At 67.6% G+C, this 23,690-nt stretch carries 49 protein-coding genes; 26 read left to right on the top strand and 23 right to left on the bottom strand.

The window, feature by feature from the left end:
* Positions 1–7 precede the first annotated feature (7 nt).
* The 15 genes from ACERZO_RS07585 to ACERZO_RS07515 all read left to right on the top strand — a co-directional run bounded on the left by ACERZO_RS07585 (position 8) and on the right by ACERZO_RS07515 (position 7,700).
* Positions 8–373, top strand: coding sequence for a hypothetical protein (locus ACERZO_RS07585; protein ID WP_372663674.1), 366 nt, complete (start codon positions 8–10; stop codon positions 371–373).
* A complete protein-coding gene (locus tag ACERZO_RS07580) occupies positions 370–765 on the top strand; it encodes an HNH endonuclease (RefSeq protein ID WP_372663672.1) in 396 nt (131 codons plus the stop codon). The genes ACERZO_RS07585 and ACERZO_RS07580 overlap by 4 nt, the downstream gene beginning before the upstream one ends.
* A complete protein-coding gene (locus ACERZO_RS07575; protein WP_372663670.1) occupies positions 762–1,631 on the top strand; it encodes a ParB/RepB/Spo0J family partition protein in 870 nt (289 codons plus the stop codon). The genes ACERZO_RS07580 and ACERZO_RS07575 overlap by 4 nt, the downstream gene beginning before the upstream one ends.
* Positions 1,632–1,643: 12 nt before the next feature.
* Positions 1,644–2,462, top strand: coding sequence for a DUF6551 family protein (locus tag ACERZO_RS07570; RefSeq protein ID WP_372663668.1), 819 nt, complete (start codon positions 1,644–1,646; stop codon positions 2,460–2,462).
* A 56-nt stretch (positions 2,463–2,518) separates the two neighbouring features.
* Entirely contained in the window at positions 2,519–3,373 is an 855-nt protein-coding gene (locus ACERZO_RS07565; protein ID WP_372663666.1) for a hypothetical protein, read from the top strand.
* Positions 3,370–3,894, top strand: coding sequence for a zinc finger domain-containing protein (locus ACERZO_RS07560; protein ID WP_372663664.1), 525 nt, complete (start codon positions 3,370–3,372; stop codon positions 3,892–3,894). Before ACERZO_RS07565 ends, ACERZO_RS07560 begins: the two co-directional genes overlap by 4 nt.
* Positions 3,891–4,058 carry a hypothetical protein gene (locus ACERZO_RS07555; RefSeq protein WP_372663662.1) on the top strand — a complete coding sequence of 56 codons (168 nt, stop codon included), beginning with the start codon at positions 3,891–3,893 and terminating at the stop codon, positions 4,056–4,058. Before ACERZO_RS07560 ends, ACERZO_RS07555 begins: the two co-directional genes overlap by 4 nt.
* On the top strand, positions 4,059–4,475 hold the full coding sequence (locus ACERZO_RS07550; RefSeq protein WP_372663660.1) for a single-stranded DNA-binding protein: 417 nt from the start codon (positions 4,059–4,061) through the stop codon (positions 4,473–4,475).
* Between the two features lie 264 nt (positions 4,476–4,739).
* Positions 4,740–4,946, top strand: a complete 207-nt coding sequence (locus ACERZO_RS07545; protein WP_372663658.1) for a hypothetical protein — start codon at positions 4,740–4,742, stop codon at positions 4,944–4,946.
* Positions 4,924–5,418, top strand: a complete 495-nt coding sequence (locus ACERZO_RS07540; RefSeq protein ID WP_372663656.1) for a hypothetical protein — start codon at positions 4,924–4,926, stop codon at positions 5,416–5,418. The genes ACERZO_RS07545 and ACERZO_RS07540 overlap by 23 nt, the downstream gene beginning before the upstream one ends.
* 268 nt (positions 5,419–5,686) lie before the next feature.
* Complete coding sequence (locus ACERZO_RS07535) at positions 5,687–6,394, top strand: hypothetical protein (RefSeq protein ID WP_372663654.1); 708 nt, start codon at positions 5,687–5,689, stop codon at positions 6,392–6,394.
* A complete protein-coding gene (locus ACERZO_RS07530; protein WP_372663652.1) occupies positions 6,391–6,585 on the top strand; it encodes a hypothetical protein in 195 nt (64 codons plus the stop codon). Before ACERZO_RS07535 ends, ACERZO_RS07530 begins: the two co-directional genes overlap by 4 nt.
* Positions 6,586–6,742: 157 nt before the next feature.
* Positions 6,743–7,114: a DUF2493 domain-containing protein gene (locus ACERZO_RS07525; protein ID WP_372663650.1), complete on the top strand. Its 372-nt coding sequence runs from the start codon at positions 6,743–6,745 to the stop codon at positions 7,112–7,114.
* Complete coding sequence (locus ACERZO_RS07520; protein WP_372663648.1) at positions 7,111–7,329, top strand: hypothetical protein; 219 nt, start codon at positions 7,111–7,113, stop codon at positions 7,327–7,329. The genes ACERZO_RS07525 and ACERZO_RS07520 overlap by 4 nt, the downstream gene beginning before the upstream one ends.
* The gene (locus ACERZO_RS07515; protein ID WP_372663646.1) at positions 7,326–7,700 is read left to right on the top strand and encodes a helix-turn-helix transcriptional regulator; all 375 of its coding nucleotides are present in this window, start codon (positions 7,326–7,328) and stop codon (positions 7,698–7,700) included. Before ACERZO_RS07520 ends, ACERZO_RS07515 begins: the two co-directional genes overlap by 4 nt.
* A gap of 310 nt (positions 7,701–8,010) precedes the next feature.
* Here the strand turns inward: ACERZO_RS07515 and ACERZO_RS07510 are convergent, their stop codons facing one another.
* From ACERZO_RS07510 to ACERZO_RS07490, 5 genes are all read right to left on the bottom strand, one after another.
* Positions 8,011–8,193, bottom strand: coding sequence for a hypothetical protein (locus tag ACERZO_RS07510; protein WP_372663644.1), 183 nt, complete (start codon positions 8,191–8,193; stop codon positions 8,011–8,013).
* The gene (locus ACERZO_RS07505) at positions 8,190–8,990 is read right to left on the bottom strand and encodes a metallophosphoesterase (protein ID WP_372663642.1); all 801 of its coding nucleotides are present in this window, start codon (positions 8,988–8,990) and stop codon (positions 8,190–8,192) included. Before ACERZO_RS07505 ends, ACERZO_RS07510 begins: the two co-directional genes overlap by 4 nt.
* Before the next feature lie 78 nt (positions 8,991–9,068).
* Positions 9,069–9,398: a hypothetical protein gene (locus tag ACERZO_RS07500; protein ID WP_372663640.1), complete on the bottom strand. Its 330-nt coding sequence runs from the start codon at positions 9,396–9,398 to the stop codon at positions 9,069–9,071.
* A gap of 165 nt (positions 9,399–9,563) precedes the next feature.
* A complete protein-coding gene (locus tag ACERZO_RS07495) occupies positions 9,564–9,803 on the bottom strand; it encodes a hypothetical protein (RefSeq protein WP_372663638.1) in 240 nt (79 codons plus the stop codon).
* Positions 9,803–10,216, bottom strand: coding sequence for a hypothetical protein (locus ACERZO_RS07490; RefSeq protein ID WP_372663636.1), 414 nt, complete (start codon positions 10,214–10,216; stop codon positions 9,803–9,805). The genes ACERZO_RS07495 and ACERZO_RS07490 overlap by 1 nt, the downstream gene beginning before the upstream one ends.
* 46 nt (positions 10,217–10,262) lie before the next feature.
* Between ACERZO_RS07490 and ACERZO_RS07485 the strand changes: the two genes are divergently transcribed.
* The gene (locus tag ACERZO_RS07485) at positions 10,263–10,436 is read left to right on the top strand and encodes a hypothetical protein (protein ID WP_372663634.1); all 174 of its coding nucleotides are present in this window, start codon (positions 10,263–10,265) and stop codon (positions 10,434–10,436) included.
* Position 10,437: 1 nt separating this feature from the next.
* Here the strand turns inward: ACERZO_RS07485 and ACERZO_RS07480 are convergent, their stop codons facing one another.
* The 7 genes from ACERZO_RS07480 to ACERZO_RS07450 form a co-directional block, all read right to left on the bottom strand.
* Entirely contained in the window at positions 10,438–10,773 is a 336-nt protein-coding gene (locus ACERZO_RS07480) for a hypothetical protein (protein ID WP_372663632.1), read from the bottom strand.
* A gap of 9 nt (positions 10,774–10,782) precedes the next feature.
* The gene (locus ACERZO_RS07475; RefSeq protein ID WP_372663630.1) at positions 10,783–11,337 is read right to left on the bottom strand and encodes a hypothetical protein; all 555 of its coding nucleotides are present in this window, start codon (positions 11,335–11,337) and stop codon (positions 10,783–10,785) included.
* A 268-nt stretch (positions 11,338–11,605) separates the two neighbouring features.
* A complete protein-coding gene (locus ACERZO_RS07470) occupies positions 11,606–12,223 on the bottom strand; it encodes a hypothetical protein (protein WP_372663628.1) in 618 nt (205 codons plus the stop codon).
* Between the two features lie 81 nt (positions 12,224–12,304).
* Positions 12,305–12,478 carry a hypothetical protein gene (locus tag ACERZO_RS07465; protein ID WP_372663626.1) on the bottom strand — a complete coding sequence of 58 codons (174 nt, stop codon included), beginning with the start codon at positions 12,476–12,478 and terminating at the stop codon, positions 12,305–12,307.
* Between the two features lie 19 nt (positions 12,479–12,497).
* Positions 12,498–12,788 (bottom strand): hypothetical protein, encoded by a 291-nt coding sequence (locus tag ACERZO_RS07460; RefSeq protein WP_372663624.1) that lies wholly within the window; start codon positions 12,786–12,788, stop codon positions 12,498–12,500.
* An 86-nt stretch (positions 12,789–12,874) separates the two neighbouring features.
* Positions 12,875–13,363 (bottom strand): hypothetical protein, encoded by a 489-nt coding sequence (locus ACERZO_RS07455; protein ID WP_372663622.1) that lies wholly within the window; start codon positions 13,361–13,363, stop codon positions 12,875–12,877.
* Between the two features lie 81 nt (positions 13,364–13,444).
* Entirely contained in the window at positions 13,445–14,086 is a 642-nt protein-coding gene (locus ACERZO_RS07450; protein WP_372663620.1) for a hypothetical protein, read from the bottom strand.
* Positions 14,087–14,166: 80 nt separating this feature from the next.
* On the opposite strand from ACERZO_RS07450, the gene ACERZO_RS07445 reads away from it, so the two are divergent.
* Positions 14,167–14,796 (top strand): DNA cytosine methyltransferase, encoded by a 630-nt coding sequence (locus tag ACERZO_RS07445; RefSeq protein ID WP_372663618.1) that lies wholly within the window; start codon positions 14,167–14,169, stop codon positions 14,794–14,796.
* A gap of 63 nt (positions 14,797–14,859) precedes the next feature.
* Here the strand turns inward: ACERZO_RS07445 and ACERZO_RS07440 are convergent, their stop codons facing one another.
* The 8 genes from ACERZO_RS07440 to ACERZO_RS07405 all read right to left on the bottom strand — a co-directional run bounded on the left by ACERZO_RS07440 (position 14,860) and on the right by ACERZO_RS07405 (position 18,011).
* Complete coding sequence (locus tag ACERZO_RS07440; RefSeq protein ID WP_372663616.1) at positions 14,860–15,060, bottom strand: hypothetical protein; 201 nt, start codon at positions 15,058–15,060, stop codon at positions 14,860–14,862.
* Positions 15,061–15,149: 89 nt separating this feature from the next.
* Positions 15,150–15,734 (bottom strand): hypothetical protein, encoded by a 585-nt coding sequence (locus tag ACERZO_RS07435; protein ID WP_372663614.1) that lies wholly within the window; start codon positions 15,732–15,734, stop codon positions 15,150–15,152.
* 77 nt (positions 15,735–15,811) lie between these two features.
* On the bottom strand, positions 15,812–16,054 hold the full coding sequence (locus ACERZO_RS07430; protein WP_372663612.1) for a hypothetical protein: 243 nt from the start codon (positions 16,052–16,054) through the stop codon (positions 15,812–15,814).
* Between the two features lie 10 nt (positions 16,055–16,064).
* Entirely contained in the window at positions 16,065–16,553 is a 489-nt protein-coding gene (locus ACERZO_RS07425) for a hypothetical protein (protein ID WP_372663610.1), read from the bottom strand.
* Between the two features lie 82 nt (positions 16,554–16,635).
* Complete coding sequence (locus ACERZO_RS07420; RefSeq protein ID WP_372663608.1) at positions 16,636–16,836, bottom strand: hypothetical protein; 201 nt, start codon at positions 16,834–16,836, stop codon at positions 16,636–16,638.
* Positions 16,833–17,099 (bottom strand): hypothetical protein, encoded by a 267-nt coding sequence (locus ACERZO_RS07415; RefSeq protein ID WP_372663607.1) that lies wholly within the window; start codon positions 17,097–17,099, stop codon positions 16,833–16,835. Before ACERZO_RS07415 ends, ACERZO_RS07420 begins: the two co-directional genes overlap by 4 nt.
* An 86-nt stretch (positions 17,100–17,185) precedes the next feature.
* Entirely contained in the window at positions 17,186–17,569 is a 384-nt protein-coding gene (locus tag ACERZO_RS07410) for a hypothetical protein (protein WP_372663605.1), read from the bottom strand.
* A 79-nt stretch (positions 17,570–17,648) separates the two neighbouring features.
* The gene (locus ACERZO_RS07405) at positions 17,649–18,011 is read right to left on the bottom strand and encodes a hypothetical protein (RefSeq protein ID WP_372663603.1); all 363 of its coding nucleotides are present in this window, start codon (positions 18,009–18,011) and stop codon (positions 17,649–17,651) included.
* Positions 18,012–18,515: 504 nt separating this feature from the next.
* On the opposite strand from ACERZO_RS07405, the gene ACERZO_RS07400 reads away from it, so the two are divergent.
* Together ACERZO_RS07400 and ACERZO_RS07395 are read left to right on the top strand one after the other, a co-directional pair.
* A complete protein-coding gene (locus ACERZO_RS07400; RefSeq protein ID WP_372663601.1) occupies positions 18,516–18,821 on the top strand; it encodes an HNH endonuclease in 306 nt (101 codons plus the stop codon).
* A gap of 4 nt (positions 18,822–18,825) precedes the next feature.
* Positions 18,826–19,116, top strand: coding sequence for an SAP domain-containing protein (locus ACERZO_RS07395; RefSeq protein WP_372663599.1), 291 nt, complete (start codon positions 18,826–18,828; stop codon positions 19,114–19,116).
* Positions 19,117–19,335: 219 nt separating this feature from the next.
* Here the strand turns inward: ACERZO_RS07395 and ACERZO_RS07390 are convergent, their stop codons facing one another.
* Positions 19,336–19,488, bottom strand: a complete 153-nt coding sequence (locus tag ACERZO_RS07390; protein WP_372663597.1) for a hypothetical protein — start codon at positions 19,486–19,488, stop codon at positions 19,336–19,338.
* A gap of 37 nt (positions 19,489–19,525) precedes the next feature.
* Positions 19,526–19,798, bottom strand: coding sequence for a hypothetical protein (locus tag ACERZO_RS07385; RefSeq protein ID WP_372663595.1), 273 nt, complete (start codon positions 19,796–19,798; stop codon positions 19,526–19,528).
* Positions 19,799–20,123: 325 nt separating this feature from the next.
* On the opposite strand from ACERZO_RS07385, the gene ACERZO_RS07380 reads away from it, so the two are divergent.
* Together ACERZO_RS07380 and ACERZO_RS07375 are read left to right on the top strand one after the other, a co-directional pair.
* A complete protein-coding gene (locus tag ACERZO_RS07380) occupies positions 20,124–20,390 on the top strand; it encodes a hypothetical protein (RefSeq protein ID WP_372663593.1) in 267 nt (88 codons plus the stop codon).
* A gap of 3 nt (positions 20,391–20,393) precedes the next feature.
* Complete coding sequence (locus ACERZO_RS07375) at positions 20,394–20,753, top strand: peptide chain release factor family protein (RefSeq protein WP_372663591.1); 360 nt, start codon at positions 20,394–20,396, stop codon at positions 20,751–20,753.
* Here ACERZO_RS07375 and ACERZO_RS07370 read toward each other — a convergent pair.
* Positions 20,737–21,048: a hypothetical protein gene (locus tag ACERZO_RS07370; protein ID WP_372663589.1), complete on the bottom strand. Its 312-nt coding sequence runs from the start codon at positions 21,046–21,048 to the stop codon at positions 20,737–20,739. The genes ACERZO_RS07375 and ACERZO_RS07370 overlap by 17 nt on opposite strands.
* A 101-nt stretch (positions 21,049–21,149) precedes the next feature.
* Here ACERZO_RS07370 and ACERZO_RS07365 point away from each other — a divergent pair, with 101 nt between their 5' ends.
* The 5 genes from ACERZO_RS07365 (at position 21,150) to ACERZO_RS07345 (ending at position 23,685) form a co-directional block, all read left to right on the top strand.
* Complete coding sequence (locus ACERZO_RS07365; protein WP_372663587.1) at positions 21,150–21,365, top strand: hypothetical protein; 216 nt, start codon at positions 21,150–21,152, stop codon at positions 21,363–21,365.
* Positions 21,366–21,521: 156 nt separating this feature from the next.
* Positions 21,522–21,821: a hypothetical protein gene (locus ACERZO_RS07360; RefSeq protein WP_372663585.1), complete on the top strand. Its 300-nt coding sequence runs from the start codon at positions 21,522–21,524 to the stop codon at positions 21,819–21,821.
* Positions 21,821–23,053 (top strand): hypothetical protein, encoded by a 1,233-nt coding sequence (locus ACERZO_RS07355; RefSeq protein WP_372663583.1) that lies wholly within the window; start codon positions 21,821–21,823, stop codon positions 23,051–23,053. The genes ACERZO_RS07360 and ACERZO_RS07355 overlap by 1 nt, the downstream gene beginning before the upstream one ends.
* Before the next feature lie 15 nt (positions 23,054–23,068).
* Entirely contained in the window at positions 23,069–23,401 is a 333-nt protein-coding gene (locus ACERZO_RS07350; RefSeq protein ID WP_372663581.1) for a hypothetical protein, read from the top strand.
* Entirely contained in the window at positions 23,398–23,685 is a 288-nt protein-coding gene (locus ACERZO_RS07345) for a hypothetical protein (protein ID WP_372663579.1), read from the top strand. Before ACERZO_RS07350 ends, ACERZO_RS07345 begins: the two co-directional genes overlap by 4 nt.
* Positions 23,686–23,690 lie beyond the last annotated feature (5 nt).

Here is a 23,690-nt window from a genome sequence, read left to right as displayed (position 1 = left end):
ACTTCACATGATCGACATCCGCCATTGGCGTATCGGCACGCACTACGGCATCCACGGCTACGCCGAGAACCCCGGCCCCGGCGACGACGAGCCGATCTTCACCGCCATGAACAAGACCATCGCGAACCAGATCATCGTCGACCACAACGGCCAGAACCAGTTCCGAACCGAGATCGTTCACCTGCTCCAGGAGAACCGGGACCTGAAGGCGGAGCTGGAGAAGGCGCGCGGGCAGATCGCCAAGCTACAGGCTAACGCGTTCCGCGCCGTGGGCACCGCACGGCGGGCACACAACGTCCTGCGGGAACTGCTCCACGACCAGCACACCGCGTCCACTCCGGACACGGCGGACGCCGAAGCCGCCTGCGAATGACGCCCACCCTCGCGCGCAAGCTCCTCGCCGTCCGCTCCGGCGGGCGGTGCGAGATCTGCGGCCTTCGCCCGGCCCGCGAGGCGCAACACCGCAAGAACCGATCCCAGGGCGGCACCTGGGACCTGTCCAACCTGATCCACGTCTGCGGACACGGCAACACAGACGGGTGTCACGGCGCCATCCACCAGAACCCCGAGGCCGCCTACGCCAACGGCTGGAGCGTCCGCCAACCCCGGACGCCGGCCGAGATGCCCGCATGGCTCATGACGGAGTACGGCCGGATTTACGTGTGGCTCCACGACGACGGCACGACGAGCCCAGTGGAGATGGCGGAGCTGATCTTCGGAGCACTGAAGGCAGAAGTCATCTACGAAAGGGGCACCACGGCATGACCTCCGTCCTCGCCAACGCCTTGCCCGACTACGTGAAGGTGCACCCGGCGGCCGAGCTGTTCCCGATGCTGACCAAGGATGCCTTTGCCGAACTCGTCGAGGACATCAAGACGAACGGCCTTCTGGAACCGCTCAAGACCGACCAGAACGGCGCTCTGCTCGACGGCCGCAACCGGTACCTCGCGTGCGCAGAGGCAGGCGTCGAACCGGTGTACGTGACGTACAAGGGCGACCCCTGGCGCTACGTCATCTCCCTGAACCTGCACCGCCGACACCTCACCGACACGCAGCGCGCCATGGTTGCGGGCAGGCTCGCCGCCCGCCTGCCAGGACGCCCCTCGGAAAAGGCGTCATATGACGCCATTACCGACGCCTCCCCGACGCGCAAGGACGCGGCGGACCTGCTTCAGGTCTCCTCCGTCGCCGTCCAGCGCGCCCGCCGCGTCCAGGCCAAGGGCAGCGATGACCTCAACAGGTTGACCGAGGAGGGAAAGGTTCCGCTATACACGGCGGTGCGCGTCGCCGACCTCCCGGCGGAGGAACAGGAGACGTTCGTCCAGCGCGTCGACCGAGGGATCTCGCCAACCATGGCCGTCCCCACCAAGACGCCGCCGGTCGACCCACCCGCGCCGTCCGCGCCGACCAAGCGCCGGCCCCGCCCCAAGGACACCAGCGTCATGTCCGCTGACGCGCTGGACCAGATCGCCATGGACATGGCCGGGATCGACCTCGCCCTCAAGCAGGTCACGGCCATCGACCCCAACGCCACGCCCGACGAGTGCGCCGCCTGGGTGCGCTCCTTCACGAAGGGAATCCGCGCCCTCACCCGAGTTCGCAAGCTCATTCAGGCAAACCTCGACAGCTAAAGGAAAGCAGCCATGCCCGCCAAGTCAAAGTCCCCCGTGAACAAGCAACTCCGCGTCGATCACCTCGGCGTCGACCCGCAGGTTCAGCGCACCGTCGACCCGAGCCGGGTCCGCAAGATCGCCGACAACCTCAATCTCGATGCCCTCGGCACGATCATCGTGTCTGCTCGCGACGACGGCACGTACCACGTCGTGGACGGTCAGCACCGCGCCGAAGCCATGAAGCAACTCGGCTTCGGCAACGAGGTGATGGACTGCAAGGTCTTCTCCGGCCTCACCCTCGCGGAGGAAGCCGCGCTCTTCCGCCTCTACAACGACACGCGACAAGTCCGGCCCGTCATCAAGTTCGTGATCCGCGTCATCGAAGGCGACGAGACCGCCGTCCTGCTGAACTCCATCCTCGAAGACCACGGCTGGCGCGTGACCGGCGCGTCCGGCAAGGGGTTCTTCCTCGCGGTCGGTGCGCTGGAGAAGATCTACAACGGCGGAACGCGGTTCGACGGCGGCAACGCCGCCGCGTGCGAAACCCTGATCGACGTCCTCACCAGTGCGTGGGGACACAACGCCGACGCCGTCCGCGCCGAGCTGATCGAGGGCATCGGCCTGGTCATCCTCCAGTACGGCGACACCCTGGATCTCCGCAAGCTGACCGTCGAACTCGGCCGGCACGAAGGCGGCCCGATCGGGGTCATCGGCGACGCTCGCCAGCTCCGCAAGCTGCGCTCGTGCCGCGTCGGCGACGCCATGGCGGAGGTCATCGTGAGCATGGTCAACAAGGGCCGGAAGACCAAGCGCATTCCGGATTGGCGGCTCGTCGCCGCCGACGACTGACCGGTCCTCGCCCTCGCTCTCTGCCCGGCCGCGACGCGGAAAGGTGATGCAACTCCATGTCGTGGGTGCGCCTGGACGACCAGTTCCCGATCCACAGGAAGGTGGACAGCCTTTCGGACCCAGCGTTCCGACTGCACGTCTCGGCGATCTGCTGGTGCGCACGCAACACAACGGACGGTTTCGTGTCCGAAGCAGATCTCGCGGCGGCAGCCCCGCGAACGATGAAGCGTCCCGACAGGTTCGTCCCCGAACTCGTGAGACGGGGTGTGTGGTCCTCAGCCGCCGACGGATGGACGATCCACGACTACCTCGACTACCAACCCAGCAAGGCGCGGATCGAGGAAGACCGCAAGAAGAACGCGCAGAGGCAACGGAAGTTCGCGGCCCGCAAGAAGGACCGCGACCAGCGCAAGCCCGAAACACCTAACGCCGTTACTAACGCGTCAGCAACGCCGTTAGGCACCAAAACTAACGCCGTTGCTGACGCCGTCACTAACGCTGCCCCGTCCCGTCCCGTCCCGAAGGGAGATAACTCCCTTCGGTCGTCATCTCCCTCCCCGCGCGGCAACCCCGACTTCGAGGCGTTCTACAGCGCGTACCCGAAGCGAGTGGCCCGCAAGGCGGCAGAAGCCGCCTGGACGAAGGCGATGAAGGACGGCGCAGACGCGGCCGTGATCATCGCGGGCGCGAAGCGTTACGCCGACGAGCGCGAGAACGAGGACCCGAAGTACACGAAGCAGCCGGCGACCTGGCTCAACCAAGGTTGCTGGGAGGACGAGCCGCAACGCAGGCGGCGGGAGATCACCGTGTCCGAGAACGACGAACGCATAGCCCAGTTCCTTCGCGGCTCAGGCGGCCCAGGACGGCCGCAGCCGCCCCGGGCGGAGCTTCCCCCAGGAGAAGCGTCGTGAGCCCGCACGCGCCCACTGAGGGCGAGATTCGCCAGCTCCTCGCCATCGCCATGGCCTACGACCACCGCAAGCCCGGCGACTCCACCGTCATGGCGTGGGTCGAGGCGGCCCGCCGGGGGCGCTGGACATTCGACGAGGCGCGCGAGGCGATCCTCCAGCACTTCGCCACCTCGACGGAGTACCTGATGCCCGGCCACGTCACGACCGCAATCCGGGAGTCGCGTAGCCATCCGCCGCCACGCGCAGCGCTCCCGGCCGCGCCGACCAACCCGGCCAGCCCGGACCGAATTCGCGAGATCATCCGTGACCTCGCGTCCCGGCTGGGCTGGTCCACCCGGCGCGCGTCGCCGCAGGAGGCCGCCGCGCTGGCGTTCTCCTGCCCCTACTGCCACGCAGCCATCGGCCGCCGCTGTGCGCGCCAGCTCGCGCGCGGGCACCGCCGTGGCCAATGGGTCGAGATCACCAACCCTCATCCGTCCCGGGTCGAACTGACCCGGTCCGTCCAGGAAGGACAGTCGTGAAGACCGTCAAGAAGGCCACCGAGATCATCAAGCTGTTGAACGCAATCCTCTTCGGCATCGCGATCGGCATCGGTGCGCTGCGCGCCATGCGCGAAACGTTCGACACCTTCGCCGCCGAACACGACGCGCTGTCGGAGGTCAAGAACAAGAAGGCGGCGAAGTAAGTGGCTGGGGAGACGGAAGTGACCGTGGTCGGCAATCTCACCGCTGAACCCGAGCTGCGGTTCACGCCGTCAGGCTCCGCCGTCGCGAACTTCACCGTGGCGTCCACGCCGCGCGTGATGGACCGCGAGTCCGGCAAGTGGAAGGACGGCGACCCGCTGTTCCTCCGCTGCTCGATCTGGAACGCCCAGGCGGAGAACGTCGCGGAGTGTCTGCCGAAGGGTGCCCGCGTCATCGTGCGGGGCAAGCTCCGGCAGCGTTCGTACGACAAGGACGGCGAGAAGCGGACCGCCTACGAACTCCAGGTGGACGAGGTCGGCCCGTCGTTGCGGTACGCCACGGCCAAGGTGCAGAAGGCCGCGCGCTCGACCGAGCGAGACGACACCTGGACCACGACAGCCGAGCCGCCGCCGTTCTGATCGGAGTATCCCGTTGGGACAAAACCAGAGCCGACCCGGACCCGTGGGATTCAGGCTGGCACAACAGATCTCCAGCTTGCGCGTGGCGCACGGGTGGTCACAGGCAGAACTCTCCGAGCAGACGTCCAGGTTCGGACGTCCGCTGAAGACGCAGACCGTGGGGTGCATCGAACGCGGCACGCGCAAGATCGACGTGGACGACCTCCACGTTCTGGCGTGCGCCTTCAACATGACCGCGTCGGCGCTCCTGCGTAGGGCATTGCGATGAACGAGACCAAAAAGGTACTAGAGCGAATAGAGCGGCACCTAAAAGCGATCAGCAGCGAGCTTTACACCACGTCCCGCGCCCTCCTCGGCATCTACGAAATGCTGAAGGAGAGCAACCGCGCCCGCGACAAATGGGCGCGGACCGTAGTGGACGTTCTGGAAGACGCGAAGGAGGGGACGAATGTCGACGAGGACAGCGGCTGAAGCGGGCAAGTACAGCCGCGACAAGGGCGCGCAGGCAGAACGCGATCTCGCCCGTTTCCTGCGGGTCTGGTGGCCCGACGCGGAACGCGCGGTCGTGACCGGGTGGAAGACTGCCAAGCGCGCCTTCGAGGACCGAGGCGACATCCGGGGCACCCCAGGTCTGGTGTGGCAGTGCAAGGCCGTCGCAGATATGAGCGACACCGAGATCGAGGCCGCACTTCTGGACACCGAGACCCAGGCCGTGGCGGCCGGGGCCGACTACGGCGTCCTGGTTCAGCGCCGGCCCGGTAAGGCCGACCCGGGCCGCTGGTGGGCCTGGCTCCCGATCGGTGACCTCGGCCAGCTCGCTACCCGCGACCTCGGCAGCCCGCTCCGCCGCAGCGCCGTCATCATCCCCGTCCGGCTCCAGCTCCAGCACCTCGTCCCGCTGCTCTTGCGGGCCGGATACGGCATCCTGGACACAGATGTCTAGGCATGAATTCGGGTGCGCCTTGCCGATTGGGTTCGTCGCATTCATGATCGGACTGTTCGCGTGGACCATCAACCATGAGGTGTTCTGGGCCGTGCTTGGCTTCATCGTCATGATTCTGCTCTGGACGCGACCGAAGGCGACTAATCGCGACCGAGAATAGCCCAAAATAGAAGAGGCCCCCCGTGGTAGCCGGGGGGCCTCTCGACAGAAGTGCAGCCATACGACGTCCGTCCGGTTCGACGTTACCCGACGACCGGAGAAGGGCGAAATGGAACATCGGTGCTACCGCGCGGAATACTGCGCTGACCACGAGAAAGCTGATGGCCGCCGCGTCGGCAAGCGGATCAACGCGGCGTCCGGACTGTGCGACACCTGCGCGCGCCACGTCGAACGTGCTGTCGCTGAACTCCCCGCCGACTACACGGCCCTGAACCTCATCCTCGGGAAGGGTTCCACGGTCGGCGGGGAGCCGGTCCGCATGACGCGGGAGCTGCCGATTCCGCTCAGGCCCCACGTCGAAGCCTTGCAACGCGAGATGGTCACCGAGACCGGCTTGTGGGCCGGCAGCGTCGCGGCCGTCCTGAATACCGAATGGCGCGTCGTCGGCCGCGTCCGGCCCGGCTGGTTCCTCGACCGCGCGTGCAAGCTCCTGGCCGCCGCGCCGTCCGCGTTCTTGGCGCTGCGCGACGAGAAGCATGTCCGGTGGGAGTACGGCTGCCGTGTCCTCGTTTGCCGGGACGGGCTTGATGGCGCACTGGAGATGCTTCGGCTCCGTCACAAGGCGCGTGTCTACCTCGGACAGACCCGGCTCGTGCACAAGCTCCCCGTTCCCTGCCCTCGATGCGAGGCCATGGCGCTCGAACGCGAAGACGGCTCCGAGCTGATCGAGTGCCGCGACTGCGCTCGCCGCTACACGTGGGCCGAGTACGAAGCCCTCTGTCTCGCCCTCACCGACCGAAAGTTGAACGTCGCGTGACCGTTTACCTGATCAAGTATCTGCCGACGACGCGGCACGTCACGCCGCACTACTTCGCCATGACGGCCGCCAGCGCGGCCGACGCGGTCCGGGACTTCTGCGGGATCTACGTGACGCCACCTGTCGTCCTCGACGTCTACGGCCCCCCGCTGGCACCGAGTGAATGGGCGGGCGCGGGGGTAAACGGATGACCCGCCGATCCCTCGGACCCCGCGAGTCCGACATACACAGCCGCTGGCGCCGCCGGTTCTGCTGGACCCAGAAGGCCGGGGCCGTGCGGAGGATCAAGCGTCAGGGCAACCGGCGGGAGCGCCGAGAAGGGCGCCGCCAGGCCCGCCAGGAGCGCGAGTGACCACCCGCGTCCTACTCACCGGCTCCCGCGCCTGGACGGACTGGCGCGTGATCGGCGAGAAGCTCGACTACCTCGACCTCAAGTACCCCGACCTGATGATCGTGCACGGCGCGTGTCCGCGCGGCGCGGACGACATCGCCGACCGATACGCGCGCGCCCACGGCATCCGCACCGAGCGCCACCCGGCGAACTGGCGCAAGCACGGCCGCCGCGCCGGCCACGTCCGCAACGCCCACATGGTCGCCCTCGGTGCCGAACTCTGCATCGCGTTCATCCGGGACGCCTCGCCCGGCGCATCCGGGTGCGCCGCGATGGCTGAGCACTCCGGCATCCCCACGATCCGATTCACCGAAGGGAGCGCAGCGTGAAGAGCCGCGTCCGCGTGTGCCTCGACCTCGAAGACGGCCGCCGCATCATCGGCCACGCCCCGTATCCCCGCTGGCTCGTGCGCTGGCTCTTTCGCCGCAGCGCCGCCGGCCACGGCCCGGTCATCGTCATGCACGACGGCAAAGGAACGGAAATCGAGATCGCGCCTGGCCGGATCGCTCACGTCCTCGTCGCGGCCTACGAGGGGGGACAATGATCGACAGCCGGCCGGGTGCGTGGCCCTGGCCCGCAGACACCACGCTCGACCGCGCGCGCCGCGTCGCCCAGGCATACCGCCAGGCCCTGGAGAAGGCCGCCCCCGAGGAGTGCGCACGCTTGGATGCCCAGATGGCCGCTGTCGGCCAAACGTGGGCCCTTCCGGTCGTGAGCCCCCACGAGTCCCTGGACCTGCTCACCGCGGATCTGGCGGCCGAAGAGATGCGCGTTGCCCGGCGGACCATTTACGCATGGCGCGAGAAGGGGCTGCCCGTCGTCGAAACGCCTGACGGCCCCCGCTACCGCGTCGCCGACCTACACGAGTTCCTGGCCGCCCAGCGCCGTCACCGCGCCCGCAAGCGCCTCGGGTAGACCCGAGTCCCAGACCGCCACTGGACACCACACGGCGGGCACGTCAGCCGGCTCCGTGGCCCGTACCGCTTGCGCTCCCAGGTCACCACCCGGTGGCACTCGGGGCAGCGGTGCGGCTTGTCCTCGTTCCGCCCGACCCACCTCAGCATCCCGACCGGCCGGACGCCCGTCTCGGCGTCCACCAGCTCCTCCCAGTAGCCCGGCCACCGGTCCTCACCGTGAAGGATTGTGCGCGCGGGCAACCAGTCGGGCAGCCCCAGCGTCTCGCACAACCGGCGGAGCGACTCCGCGCGCGTCACCAGCTCGCCAGTCACTCCGTCACCCGCTTGTAGCCCGCCAACACCACCGCCGTGGCCATGTCCCGAAACGGATCGCCGGCCACCTCCGACCCATGCGCGTCCTGCACTGCCGCCCAGGAAGCCCAGCACGTCCGCAAGATCTCCATCAGGTGCGGTACGCCTTTCATGTCCGGCCGGACCATGTCGTCGGTCATGCCGCCGCCTTCCCGGGGCGTACCCACGCCAGCGTGCGCGTGTTCAACACGCGCACGTTCGCGCCGCGCCCACCGTCGCAATCCAGGCCCGTGACGCGCAGCTCGCCCCACGGCACTCGGACCACGGTGTCGTCCTCGTAGTGGTAATGCCCGTGAATCAGTAGACGCGGCTTTACGTGGTCCACGACGGCCTGAAGACGCTGCCGGTGCAGGTCCGAGCGAAGTAGGTCTCCTTGCCGCCAGGAGCGCGGCGGAGGGGGCAGCGCAAGCGGTGCGCAGGCCGGCCGGTCGTGGCACACCATCACGTCGGCGGTGCCTCCGTGCGCCGCTGCGGCGGCGTCGGCGTCGCTGATCTCCTCTTCCGGCCACCAGTCCACACCGACCTTGCGGAACACCCTGTCCACGGACACCGCGCCCCCAAGGGCAAGCCACGAGTTTCCCCACCAGGACCAGCGCAGGCCACGCGGCAACCACCAGATTCGTTTCGTGATCTCCACGGGCTCGCCCTCCGGGGTGCCAACGCCAAACTTCCGCAAGAGCGGATGTTCATCGTGGTTGCCGTCCGCGAAGAACACGTAGCCGTCGACCTCGCGCAGCGCGCGCGATAGCGCGGAGAGGAACTCCTGCCCGCTCTGTCCGCTGGACACGCCGAAGTCGCCCGCGTGGACCACCACGCGCGGCATCTCGTCGGGTACGAGATCCGGCAGCCGATTCGCGATTCCGACAGCCCACCGCATGTGTCGGTGCCAGTCGCCCGCCATCACGACGAGGCCCGGAGCCAGGTCGTCCAAGTTCATGATCGTTCCGTTCAGGTAGGGAGGTGACGCCCGGTGCCCCCCTGCGGGTACCGGGCGTCACCTCGGAAGCCGGGTGCGTCAGGACACCCGGCGGTCGATGGGGCGATCGAGCATCGACGGCGGGGCGTCCCTGAGCCACTGGAGCCCCTTATCCGTCAGCCTCATCAGGTAAGCCGTGCCGACGTCCGCGCGGAAGAGGGCTTGCCGGGACGTCCACAGCTCGCGCACGACCTCCAGGTTCAGCCAGTTGTCCGCTTTGGCAGCCAGGAGCTTCCCCGCTGGAAACCATCGCGTGCCGCGATCGGTCGGCAACGCCATGCAGTGCACCTCATCGCGGGCGACCGAGCACATCAGCCGCACCCGCGCCTGAGTGTGCTTCAGCGGATCATCCGCAGGACGTTCGGGCATGACAGCGCTCCCCACGTATTGGAATGCAACAAAATGCGACTAGGTAAGACGGAAACTGCTTCCGTAGCAGGAAAATCGGGGGCCGGGCGGTGCGTTTCGGTGTGCACGATGGTACGTTCTCGCCCAGGTGCTCCCTGCGCAAAACCGCCCGGCTCGCCCCTCGCTCTACTTCCAGGTCACCGTGACCAGTAACTCCACTTCAGCCGCCCCATCGCCCAGGCGCTCGCGGATCGTCTCCGCGAGCTGACCGGCGCGCTCCGCGTCGAAGTCCTTCACCAGCGTGACACTCGCGTCCGACCGCGCCGGAGTATCCACCTTGGCGCTAAGCCCCGCGAGCCTCAGCGCCGCCGCAATTCTGTTCGAGCGCGAACGCCGCTTGTCCGAGTACCCGCCGAACGTCGCCACTAGATCGCCGCCTCAAGGACACCGGCTCTCTCGCCGGCGCGCCTGTCGGCCTGTCGACGCGCGACCTGACGACGGGTCCACTCTGCGCGCGCATCCTCCCGGGATACTCGGAACCCTGTTACGCAATACTCGCTGTTCTCGTAGCGATTTTCCCCGGGGAACTCCACGATCTTCTTGCCGGTCGGGCTGACGTACACCGGATAGAGCGTGTGGTAGCCGCAACCGTTCTGGCACCAGATCCGCGTACCGAAGTTGGCCTCGGCGTGGTCGAAGATCTCCTCGAAGGTCTTCGGCCCCACCTTCTGCCGCCGGACGCTCGGCCGATTCATGTCGTGGCCCCAGCCACGGCAGAACAGCCACTCGTCCGACAAGCCTTGCAGGTACTCGTCCGAGTCCTGCGCTGCGTTCGTCATTGAACCTGGACCTCCGTACTGCGTAGGGAAAGCGAGGCGACAGCGCATGAGGCTGTCCGTCGTCGTCCTGGGAACCGAGCTGTTCTCCATCGAACTGTGCGGCTCGGCGTCCGACGTGGACGAGGAGACGGGACCGGCGAGCGGAGGCCAATTCGAGCTGGGCTTCCGCCCGCCGCGTCCGTCGTGGTCGGTGGACCTCCCCAGCGAGGACCCCGACTGAACTACCGGTCCGACAGGACCACCAGCGCGACCGAGCCGCGCGGCACCGGGGTCGACATGGACCCCATCGCGGCGACGTACCGCACGCGCTCCGGCAGGCCGGAGACCTCGAACCTTCCGAGGCACCCGCCGTCAGCCGTTGCGCTCGTCGTCATCTGCGCAGAACCCCCGAGGGCCCGCCCGTCCTCGTCGGACACGGTTGGCCCCGAGTACCGGCCCAGCGTCGCGCACGACGCGACCACGCGCCCGGACATCGTCACCGTGTCCGGCTGAACCACAGCGCACACGATGCCCACGACGAGCCCCCCGAGAGCCAGGAAGGCGAGCAAGCCTCTCACGGCAACTCCCTAGGAGCCGAGACGCAGATCCGCCAGGAGGCGGTCCGCGTCAACCTTGGCGCTTCCCGCGACCAGCGGGACGAGAGCAACGACGGCGCGTTCGAGGCGCACGATGCGCGCCCGAAGGGGCCCATCAACGACCCTTTCCGGTGAGTCGTCGACCTCCACGAGCGGACCGGCCGCCGCCTTCGGCGTCTTGACCGCCAACGCGGCCGTGGTTCGCCTGGTGGGGGCCTTCGCGGGGGCCGGCTCCGGCTCGCTCGGCGCGTCGTCGGCGGGCAGGACCCAGTACGACGGATCGGGACGCTTGGCGTAGTACTGCTCCAGCAGCGTGCCCGCCGGCAGCTCGGCAGCCTTCTCCAGAGCCGCGATCCGCTCCGGCTTCGGCGGCGTGCTCGTCGGCCAGTAGATCGTGTTGCGGACCGTCCCGTAGCTGACTTCCCAGTCGTCGGCCAAGTCCTGGAGCTTGAGTCCCAACGCCTTGATTCGCTGGGACAAGTGCTGACCCATGAAGCGGATTCGCTCGTCGGTCACCTTGCGCGTATCCACGGCGGCTGCCGTCATGTGCACTCCCTCATCTTCGTGTTCCCGTTGTGGCGCAACAATTTCGAGTCACGCCCCCGGACTCGGCCCCCGCAAAACCAAAGCTGCGCCCGTCGCAGCCAGTCGCACCACGTTGCAACATGCAAGCGACCGTAGAACGTGTTCAGGGAAATTTCTACCCAGAACACTGCTCCATTGAGGTGATCTTCAGAGATCACGTTCTGTGTTTTCCCTGGCCTGAGCGTCGGCCTAGCGTGGGCTACCCCATCCGGAGGTTGACGGCTGTCCGTCAGTCCTTTCGTTCGGACTGCGCCGTGACAATCCGGCTGACCTGCGTTCCGTCGAGGCCGAATCGCTCGCCGAGCTGGTCATTGGTCAACCGAGGGTTCGCCTTGGCGGTCGCGACGATCTTGGCGTTGCGCTCGCGGAGAAGGTCTCGCCGTTTCCGCGCGGCGGCCTTGTGATCCGCGAGCGTCTCGGCGTAGGTCTTCTCTGCCTCCTGAATCTGTTCGACCAGCGGATCTACCTCGATCGGCTCGGGTTCGGGCTCCGGCGCTCCGATGATCGAGACGGTGGGCGCCTCGTCGCGAAGCGACCCGCAGGCGCGCATGACCGCGCGGGCCGCGAGCAACTGACCGCGCGACGTCGGCGTTTTGGCCGAGGTGTCGTTCACCGCCTTGACCAGTAGGTTCGCTTCGTCCGCGAGCAAGTCGAGTTCATCGGCCGTGAGGCCGGCGACCCACACGGAGCCGTCGCCCCGTCGCGGCAGGTCCAGGATGTGGCGGAGCAACGCCGCGCGCGGCTCCTCTTCCGGCGGCCCGGCAGGCTCCTCCGAGTCCGCCGCTCGCACGTTGCCGGCGATGAACGTCAGTACGTTCTCGGCGACACGGAACCCTTTGCTTGCCAACAGAAATCTCCCTCACTCGGTCGGTGACTGCGCCGACACCGGACCCGCACCCCAATGGGGTGCGCGCCGGAACCGGAACACTCATGGCTCCTCTGGAGCCCAGGACGCGAAGTGGTCCCGAATCTCCGTGAGCAGGAGCGTGTGACGGCGAATTTCGCCCATCACGAATCGACGGAACGCAACATCGCTCGTCGCGGCGTTCTGCTCGGCGGTCGTCAGCACCTCGTCTTGCTCGCCCGTCTTGCGGCTTGCCATCGTTCTTTCCCTCCGACTCTCAGCGGTTCGCGTTCCAGGTGTCCGTGACCAACCCCGCCCAGGGGTTCGCCAGCGGGCCGGGGCGCTCTGCACGGTACCGCCTGGTCAGCGTCTCCAGCAGCGGCAGCGGCACCCCAAAGCGGGCGAGTACGGAGACGGTGCCCTCGGCGCCCCACAGGTCTTCCACCATGTCGACAAAGTCCGCGTAGCGGCCGTCCTGCTCGGCGTCCGGCAGCGTTCCAGCGGCGGCCAGTCGTGCCAGCTCCGCCGGGTCGTCGATGGCGCTGCGGCTGCCGGTCGTGTCGTTCATCCTGCGTCCCTCCTTCTGTGTCGGCCGTGTTGCCGTGGCGTTCGGCCGTCCCCAGCGGGACGGCCGCCACCATGGCGACGCGGTAGTCACGCCTCGCTCTCGGCCTGCTCCCGGTAGGCGGCGGCGTAGATCGCCACGGTCTTGGGGTAGAAGCACGCGCGGCAGAGCCGCGACGGTGACACGTCCGCCTGAAGAAGTGCGGCGATCGTGCCGGGCAACCCGTCGTCGGCCGGCGCCGGGTACATCCCGCACGGCCCACAGATCACCGTCTCGACGCTGTTGGAGCTGCGGCACAGGAGTCTGCCGGTTCCGGCGTAGGCCATGTGCACGCTCGCGGTGCGCGCCTTGCCGAACACCACGGCGGACGGGCTCTCGCTGGGGTCTTCCCATCGGAACACGTCAGCGGGGTCACCCTTGCCGCCATCGCGCCGCCCGATGCCGATCGTCCGGTCGTCGATTCGGTAGACCTGTTCGGACCACGGTTGCGGCAGCCCCTCGCGGATCATCCGCTCCATTTCCTCGGCGCTGCGCGAGTCGGTGCACACGCCGGTGTCGGCGAGGCGGCGAACGTACATTCCGGGCACGGTGGCCCTCCCTTCGTGTTGGCCGTGTAGCCACGCCCGCGCCCGTCTCCCCGAAGACGGGCGCGAGAGCGGTCACACGGACTTGTGCTCGAACCGTTCGTAGACCTTGGCCCAGTCGACCCCGTCGAAACCGAGGGCCCGCAGGTCTCGCGCCGCGCTCTGAGTCACGTACCCGGCGTGGTGCGGGGGGTCGGTGAGCGTCTTCCGCGCGAACTCCTCCAGAGCGTCACGTCCGCGCTCGGCCGCGCGCCATGCGCCCGACAGGTGTTCGTGCCACAGGCAGCCCGTCACGACGGCCGTGGGGTCCAGCTTCGCCCGCCGGGCAGCCTCGCGGGCCTCGCCGTCGTGACGGAGCGCGGCGTCCCACCCTGCCGCTTCGGTGTCACACGTGACGATCGGCTCGCCCTCGAACTTGGCGACGAATCGCCCGGCGTCGGGCTCGACCGTGTACGCCGTGTTCGGCGTCACCCGGTCGTCGTTGACGGTCGGACGCAACGGCGTCGGTGAGAGGTAGTCACACGCGCCGGACCGGCTGACCGAATAGTCGCGCTCGTCGCCTCCGAACCCGAACGACACGTGCACCTTGCGGTAGCCGTGCGCGTCGGATGCGCCGATGCGGGTAACGGTGCCGTTCGCGAGCGTCACGCCCCCGTTTCCTCCGGGGAGCATGCCGGAGACGGCCTGGTTGATCTTGTACGGAAATGCTCTAGACACCACTTTCTCCTTTATCTATCGATCCGACCGCGCGGCCATGCCCGCACGGTCGCCTGTGTCGTGCGGGGTGGTGACTCCGCATGACTCCTCGCGTCCTGGTCTGCTTCTGCTGCCAGGGCGGGGAAGCAATGGGTTACCACCAAGCCGGTTTCGACATCGTGGGCGTGGACATCAACCCGCAGCCACGGTTCCCGTTCGAGTTCCACCAGGGCGACGCAATCGAGTTCGTCGAGCGTCACGGCCACGAGTTCGATTTCATCGCGGGTGGCCCACCCTGTCAGCGTTACTCGAAGGCCCAGCGAATCCAGAAGCGCGAGCATCCGGACCTGATCGGCAAGTTCCGCGCGGCGCTGTCCGCGACGGGCAAGCCGTACGTGATCGAGAACGTGGAAGAGGCCCGGCCCGAGCTACGCGACCCCATCCTGTTGTGCGGCGTCAGCTTCGGTCTACGGACCGACCGTCACCGGCTCTTTGAGTCCAACATGCCGCTTGCTGCTCCGCCCCACCCCGTCCACCCGGAGGGCAAGACGAAGATGGGCCGCCCGTTTCAGGATGGGGAACTTCGGCAGTACGTCGGGAACTTCTCCGGTGTCCAGGCCGCCCGCGAGGATCTGGGCGTGCACTGGATGAACCGTGACGGGATACGGGAGTGCATCCCGCCGGCGTACGCCCACCACCTGGGCAAGCAGGTCCGCGGCTTTCTTGAGTGACCGTGCGGCCACGGCGTCGGCACCGTCCGGGATGGACCGTGCCGCACCGATGTGACGCGCGGGCTACGCCTTGCCCGTCTCCTTGAACTCGATCACGGCGATGCGCTGATCGCCTTCCTCGGCGCGACCGAACAGCTTCGCGCCGATCATCTTGGCGAAGTCGTCCGTTGTGGTCTCGCCCTCGACCGTCATGCACGGTTCCTCGCGCCGCGTCGGGTCGTCGTCGAGCGTGTACGTCACGGTGTAGTGGGTGAAGATGCTCATATCGGGTGTCCTATCCCTTCTCTGCTGACCGTGCGGTCACGGCGTAGGCACGCCCCGGCCGGGCCGTGCCTCACCGCTGTCACGCACGCTTAGTCCTCCGGGCTCCACTCCCACACGGGCACGCTCACCGTGTAGTTCTTGCCGTTGTCCCGCTGCGCGATACCGCCACGGAACTTCCACACCGTGAGCGTCACCCGGTCGTCGGTGGGCGTGAGCGCGCTCAAGTCCGTCGCGATGGTCGCCGGGCCGCCGGAGCACGACACCACCGTTGCCGTGCGGTGCGTGCTGGCGTTGAACGTGATGGACGCGTGCCCGTCCTCCGGGTACTGGCCGATCATGCCGTTGATGACGGCGAGCGAACCAACCTTGACCTCGCGGCCCCATGCCCACGGCGTCGCGAGCCGCACGGCGTCACCGGGCATCGGCCGGTCCTGCTTGTCGACATGCACGGGCTCGATCCGCACCCGAACTCTCTTCTCCGCGATGTCCGCCGTGGTGACCTCGATCGCCTGGCCGTCGTCGCCCGTGAGCTTCAGCGGGTTGTCCGCGTACACGACGTACAGGCGCGCGGTCACGGTGGCGCGCGTGTCGACGCCGTCCCGCGTGATGATGACCCGGTCGCCGCCGTCGAACGACGTCATCAGTACCCGGGCGTACAGTTCGTCCCGTCCCATTTCGATCCCTTTCGTTTGACCGTGCGGTGACCGCGAGGGAACGTCCGGAGTAGACGTTCCCCACGGATGGCGCACGTTCAGCGCTCGCGGTAGGTGAGCGAGTGCGTCACGTTCATGTGGTCGAGCGCGCTTTCGACAAGCACCACGCGGCATTGCCACCCGGGGCCGAGTGCGCCCCGTTCCGCGAGTTCCCTGCGGATGGCCCGGCGCGCTTTCGCGCGGATGCGGTCAACCTCGCCGTTCAGGTGGGACGGCCCGTAGCCGCCCGGGAAGTTCACCCGGGCGTACCACCGGCCGTATCCGTCCGCCCACGTCGTCACTGTCTCCGGGCTAGGCACTCTGCACCGCCACACGGGGCCGGGGCTTACGGGCGGCAGGCTTGCGGCGCCGCGCGGGGGGTTTGGGAGTGTGGAGCGCGACCAGCGCGACCCCGGCAAGCAACATCAGAAAATCGATCGCGAACGGGCCTGACATCGTTGAGATGTCGGCCTCACCCATGGCTGACATGACGTGGTGAATGTGGGTGTAGCTGATCACGAAGCTGATCACGGCCACGAGTCCGGTCGGTCCGTACCGCGCCACCGTCCACGCCAGACCACGCGGCCACGGAACGCGGATCATCATCTCCACCGCGCCCAGGTTGAGCAGCGGCCACAACATCGCGACCGCGATGGACGGGCTGAACCCGTTGGTCAGGATCGTGCTCGCGATGTTGAACCCGAGCGACCCGAGGATGCCGACCGCGAACGATCCCCACACCACCAGGTTGACGGACACCGGCCGCCGCTTGCCGCGCGCGGGTCTCGGTTTCGTGGTCATGCTGTTTCCCTTCGTTTCGTTGACCGTGCGGTCACGGCGTCGGAACGTCCACTCGGGACGTTCCCCACCGATGGCGCACGCTCTAGAACCCCGCCCACGGGGCCGAACGGGGCCACGCCCACACCGGCGCACCGTTCCGGTAGTCGGTGAGCGCCGCGACGTCTGCGGCCGAATCACGCTCACGCAAGGCCATTCCCAGTTCCTCGCGTGCGTCCGCGATGTCGACGTCACCCATGATGACGGCGAGCGCGAGCCGTTCCGCACGCTCGGCCGGGCGCGTCACTTGCCCGCCGCCGGAAGGGGAATCATCATGTATGCGCGGTACCGGTCGCCCCCGAGGGAGCTACCGCACCCGTCGCACGACGTCCACGAGAACCCCAGCTCTTCGCCGGAGTACGTCATGTGCATGACGTTGTCGCCCCACTCGCGCACCTGTCCCTCTGCGCAGCGTTCGGCGGTGTCCTCGCCGTCGTTGATCTCCCCGTTCGCGAGCAACTGGATACAGTCCACGCACACGGAAAGCTTTGTGGTGTCGTATTCCGGCATGTCCAACTCTCCTGTCTCTCGGTTGACCTAGCGGTCACGGCGTACGCGCAAACCCCTTGCGCGCCACCGAAAGCGCTAGCCCCCACTCACGCGTCTTCGTATTCCATCGCGGCACATGCGAACTCATCCGCGTACAGGTAGCAGAATTCCGACGGGTAGCCGCCACCGAAGTACCAACCGTCTTCCGGCGTCGCCTGCCCCATGCGCCCGCTGCCCGTGTACTTCTCCGCTTCGGCACCGATGAACGCGGCGAGCGTGTGGAACGCGGCATCCGCCGTGAGGCTCACAGGTCCCGTAATGTCGTCGCCGGAGATGATGGTCTTTCCGTCTTCGGTCACCGTGTAGGACCACTGACGCCTGTCCCACGCGCCCGGGTGGCGTGAGGTGAGCATGTCTTCCGGGGTGAAAGTGTCGCCCGGAGTGATGGTCACCGTCACGTTGTGGGCAACCGTGTAGGTCTTCGTGTCCATTCTCGTATCCCTTCGTATGTCCACAACGGACACGGCACCGCACGGGCGTCCGCCCGTGCCGCACCGTTGTTCGTTGGGCTCAACTCTTCGCCGGGTCCTCGGCGTACTCCCAGCACCACGCGTGACCGCCGATCCAGTACCGACCGTCCGCGTCCGGTGCGTGCCGCGTGGTGCCCAGGTCTTCACCGGGCGCGTAGTCGTCGAACGCGGTCAACACGACGGTGTCACCGTCCCACGTCGCGCGCTCCCCGCAGGTTGCGTCTTCGTTCGCACGGTTGGACCACTCCACCACGCGCTCGGCCGTCTCGCGGTCGAATCCGGGGATGGCGAACCCGTTCCAGTCCTGGTCCGGAACGATGTAGGCCGGGAAGACGTCACTCCCGTCCTTGGCTGCCGGGTCGATACCCGCGATGGTCACGAACCCGTTGTTTTCCACTGCCACTGTCTTGCTCCCTTCAAATGTCCACAACGGACACGGCGTGGGTACGGGCTAACCCGTACCCCACCGTCAACCATTGCGAACGCGCACAACAACTTGCGCGCTCTCCGTTGTCCCTAGCGCACCCCTCGACTCGTGTCGGGCGCCCGTGTGCTCACGGCGGGGGAGGATGAGCCTCGACCCCGGAAACCGTTTGTCGGCAACCAATCGGGCTAGACGTCGACTCGTCATCGGTCGGTGACGGATGTCAGTGCTAGGTCACTGCGGATCGTTCGGGTGATCCCGCTCTACCCATTGAGTTCTCAAGGTTCAACGTGCGTGAGACGCGCTCTGCGGGGGTCCTGGCCTTGCCGGGGTCGACTTCCGTCAACCGGTCGGGGTGGCCGCTCGGCCCGCTCTGAACTTGTCTGACACGGACTATGTCGCATCGCTGCCGTGCGTCGCTACAAAATAGCACGGCTCGTTATCAAACGTTGACCTTAAAAACGGAAAGCCCAGGTCACGGCCATGCCCTGGAACACGTCGGACCGGCGCACCCGACTCCCCGCCGGCTGGGAATCCCGAATCGTCCCCCATGTCATGCGCACCCATGGCCGTATCTGCCACGTGTGCCACCGGCCCGGGGCCGATGCGGTCGACCACATCCGACCGGGCGACGACCACCGCCTAGAGAACCTCGCCCCTATCCACCAGGACACCCCGCCTTACTGCCACCGGGCCAAGTCCGCACAGGAAGGGGTCGAGGCACGCACGGCCCTACGGCAGGCACGCACGCGCCCGGCCGAACCTCACCCACTCGACCGGAAGGGATAGCGCCATGCGCGTCACCTACACCCACCGCCTAGGCCAGAACCGCAAGGGCACCACACGGGACCTGTCCGACACGGAAGCGCGCTGGCTTATCGAGCGCGGACACGCAACGGCCACCGATACGCGCTCTGAGACGGCCACAGAGCCACCGGCAGAGGACACCACGCCCGATGACACCCCGGGCGCGGACACGGCCACTCTCGCCGAACTGCGGGCACACGCTGACTCCCTCGGCCTGCCCACCTACGGCACTAAGGCACAGCTAGCCGCACGCATCGCTGACCACCAGGCCGAGTGATCATCCGCCACTGTCCAGACACGACAGAAAGATCCCCGGTGAATCACCCACAGATCTTTCCGTCCACACGCGACAGTCCACAACAGACAACGCTCTGACCTGCGCAAATGGGTGGGGGGTCCCCCCCTACCTGCGGAAACGCGGACCGGTCGGCAATGCATCTCCGGCTCTTCCCGGGTTTCCGATTAACGGAGGGTGCCCTTACTTGCCCCTGCCGGCCTAGTCCAGCTCGGCGAGCAGGTCCAGGGCCGCGAACAGCAGACGCTTCGCCGTCTCGGGGTCGGTGTCCACCAGCTCGTCCACCGCCACGTCCAGCTCTTCGCGCGCGACGTCGAGGCCCCGGCTGTCGGTCGCCCACCTGTGTTCGGTCACCCGCTCGTGGAGCACGCCACGGAGCCGGCCGACATCCCTAAACGGCGTCATCTGATTCCTTTTCGTCCGGCGTCGACCAGTGGGTTACGCCAACCTGGAGCACGACGGACTTGCCGGCCCGGAGCAATCGGGAACGGCAGCGCTCAGCGCCGTCAGGCGTGCTGAAGCGCCGGACCTTGCCGGAGGTCACCCGGCCGTCGTCATCCACCGCGAGCACCTCGACCACCCGGTACGCGTATTCGACGTCACCAGGAATGCCGCGTCGCGGGTCCGCGAACGTATGTTCGCCCAGGTCAGAAGGGTTCGTCATGCTGTTCCTCGTCGTCGTCCTGGCGCTCATTGTCCCGCTCGCGCTGGCTGATCACGAACGCGGCGCGCCATGGGAACGCCTCGACTAGGCGTCAACCTGGGTTGACTCTCCCGCCGGTGGGCGAAGGTGACTTTTTGCAGGTCAGCGCCTCGCCCTCTCGCCGGCGAACACCAGCTCGGCCGCCGTCACCTGTCCGGCGGCCGGTACGGGGCGGCCCGGCGGGTCCAAGCGCTCGCGCTGCCGGGCCGCCCCTCTTCGTCCACCAGCTCGGTCACGACGTCGTACACCGTGGCCCGCCATCAACCCCCGAACCGAAGGACTCGCCTTGCCTCTCGACAAGACCCAGGCCCGCATGGACGCGCTGACGCTCGCGGCCGAGGGTCGCCTGTTCACCGACCAGGCGGACTACTTCGTCGGCTCCGAGCTGGCGGACTCCGTCAAGCCCGCTCAGCCGCCGATCGCCGACGCGGCCGACGACCTCAGCAACGATGGCGACCTTCAGCAGGGCGACCAGAACGGGCCGGATGACCTGTTCGCCGTCGTGCTCACCGAGGCCGGCGCGGCACTGCGGGACCAGTGGAGCCAGGAGTAGGCCATGGCGGATAGCGAGCTGGCGTTCAGCGTCACCCTCGCCGATTGCGAAGTGCAGACCTTCCGTTCCGGCGGCAAGGGTGGCCAGCACCAGAACAAGACCTCCAGCGGTGTCCGGGTGATTCACCACGACAGCGGCGCGCGCGGCGAGAGCCGCGAGCACCGATCCCAGCTCCAGAACAAGCGCGCCGCGTTCACGCGCATGGTCGAGACCAACGCGTTCCAGACCTACATCCGGCGGCGGCTCTACGGCATCGGCCGGGCCGAAGCCGAGGTTGCCCGCGAGATGGATAAGACCGAGAACTTCCGCATCGAGGGCCGCGAGGATGGCCGATGGGTTCCGCTGGCTACCAGTCCGGCGTAACCGTTCGAAGCCACGCGGCGAACTCGGGAGGGATCGACGCTTCCGGTGGGCACCACTCACCGCGCTGAGTCTCCGAAAGGCCGTACTTCAGCACTCGGTAGCCGGTGATGACGAAGGTGGTCCTGCGCCACTTGGCGTCAACCCTCTTCCACCGGGCCGAAACGTGGTCAGGAACGAAATCGATGTCCACTGATCCGTAGGCACCGCCGATCGGGCTGTAACCCGAAAGCGTTGCCGTGGCGTGGAATTCCTCGACATAGGACGTCTCAGTCCCGCTGATCATTTTCTGGGGCACGCTGCGACATTACGACACAGAGCGACTCCGGTCCACAGATCCGCGACAAATCGCTACCGACATTAAGTCGAGTGTGGCCGAGTTGTATTTGAGGGGGCCTCGTGGTTGAGCATCACCCCGGCGACGGCGAGCACCTCAAGGAGTATTGGGCCTACGGCAAGGGCGCAGCCAAGATCCGCTGGAACTCACCCGGCGACTTTGAACGATGCGTCCATCACCTGGGCAAGTACGTGACCGACCCCGAGGGGATGTGCAACGTCCTCCACCGGATGGCGACCGGTGCCCCGCCGGGTCACGCCCCCGGCGATAAGGCGTGAGGGGGTGAACCCGTGGTCCACGTCCTCCTGAACCTGGCTCTGGTGCTCACGATCTGCTGAGCCTGCCAGGCACATAACTGAATATCGGTTTCTTCGAAAGTCCTTCGGGTGGCGGCAGGTCATCCAACACGCATCTACCGCCCCCGGAGGGAACCCGTGCCCACGCACACCGTTTCCAGGTCGCAGGTCGGCGTCTACGCGATCACGCTCGTGGCCAACACCGAGGAGATCGTGAACTTCGCCGATGATGTCGGCACCATCGAAATCTTCAACATGGATGGCGCGGCGCCGGTCTACTTCACCGTCAACGCTGCCGCCGCGACCGTCGCCGGCCAGCACACGCGGATGATCCCGGCGAGCATCGCGTCCATCCAGTACGACCCCACGACCTCCAACCCCACGAGCGTCTCCCTGATCTCTCCCGGCACGCCGACGATCAGCGTGGCGAGGGCCTGATGGCTATCCAGCGAACCGGCTTCGTGCCCCGGCTGCCGGACCCGTGGACCGAGAACATGGTGAAGACCATGGCGGAGGCGGCGTACGCCGATCTTGAGGACGTCGCCAACCAGCTCGCCGCGCAGAAAACCGCCCAGGATGAGCGGGACCGCGAGATAGACGGCCGCATCACCGCCCTCCAGACCGTCGCCCAGCAGTTCACCGCCCTTCAGCAGGGCAGCAAGGGCGTCCACGACCACCTTCAGCAGCAGCTCGACGACCTGACCCGACGCATCGCCGGCCTGGAGACCTCGCAGGCCGAGCAGGACGCGGCGCTCGTCGCCACGCGGGAGGACCACGCCCAGGCCCTCGCGGAGGTCGCCGCCAAGGCCGCCGACGCCTACGACACCGCGACCACGGCAAGCGCCGACGCGGTCAACGCTCAGTCGGTGGCCGACGCCGCGAAGGTTGATGCCGCCACGGCCGCCGTGAACGCCGTGGGGGCCAGCGACCTCGCCATCACCGCCAAGACCTACGCCGACGCGGCCAAGGCCACGGCCCAGTCCGCGAACGCCACCGCCGCCGGCGCGGTCACTGCCGCCGACGCAGCGAAGAGCACGGCCGCCGCTGCCCAGACCGCAGCCAGTGCCGCTCAGACGACCGCAGGCGGCGCGAAGGCCCAAGCCGACGCGGCAGCCACGACCGCCGCCTCAGCGTCCACGGCAGCGAGCAACGCGGCGGCAACCGCGAACGGGGCCGTCGCCACGGCCAACTCCGCCGCCAGCTCGGCGAGCACGGCGACCACGACGGCCAATAACGCCGTCTCCACGGCGAACGCCGCGAACACCGCCGCCCAGGCCGCAACCACAGCGGCAGCTAACGCCGTTAGTACCGCGAACGCCGCCGCATCCACCGCCACAACCGCCAACAACACCGCGACCGCCGCAAGTACGGCCGTCACCACGCTGTCGGCCTCCGTGACCGCCATCGGCAACCGCACGATGCGGCTCGAAGGCACCAAGGTCTCCATCCCTCTCCTCGCGCTCGGAGCCACGCGCGCCTACACGATCACGTGGGCCAACCCGTTCGCCGGCGTGCCGGAGGTGCGCTCCTGGGTTGACCCGTCGTTGGTCGGCTCGGTGCAGATCACGTTCTCGAACGTCACCGCCACCGGCTGCACGGTCACGGTGAAGGCCCTCGTTGCCGTAACTCTCGCCGGCACCGCCACCGTCGTCGGCCTCGCCTGGCGCTGACCCCGGGGAGATCTGATGAGGACACCACTGACCATTCCGCAGGGGACCTCATGGGGTATCTCGTGGCCCGTCACTGAAAACGGCGAGGCCGCGGCGATCGACGCATGGACAGTGAAGGCGCAGATTCGTTCCACTCCAACGAGTCCCACGGTCCTGCACGAGTGGTCCACGGAGGCCGGCAATGCCACGACCGAGGGGTCCGCCGTCACGCTCTTGCTCAACCCGGCCAGCTCCACCGCCTGGACCTGGAAGCGCGGCGTCTACGACGTCGAACTCATCAGCCCAGACGGGACGGTGTACCGCATCGCCGAAGGGGCGGTGTACGTCTCGCCGGAGGTGACGCGGTGAGCATCACGGCCGGCGCGCCCATCGAACTCCTGGGGATAAGTGTCGGAAGCCCGGCGGCCGTTGTCCCGAGCGGAGGGGCGATCACGTCCCACACTCACGTCCAGGACACCCCTGCCACGGTTTGGATTGTCCAGCACAACCTAGGCCGTTACCCGGCCGCCGTCTCCGCGTTCAGCGCGGACTTCTCGACGCAGTGGGACGGGTTCGCCGTCCAGCACGTCACCAGCAACCTCCTGTACATCACGGCCGACGTCGCCATCGCCGGTAAGGCCCTTGTCTCGTAAGGGGA

This window comes from Amycolatopsis kentuckyensis (genome assembly GCF_041679295.1).
In the GTDB taxonomy this organism is placed as follows: Bacteria; Actinomycetota; Actinomycetes; order Mycobacteriales; family Pseudonocardiaceae; genus Amycolatopsis; species Amycolatopsis kentuckyensis_A.
The sequence above is the reverse complement of the archived record's forward strand: the minus strand, read 5'-3'. Positions and strand labels throughout refer to the sequence as shown.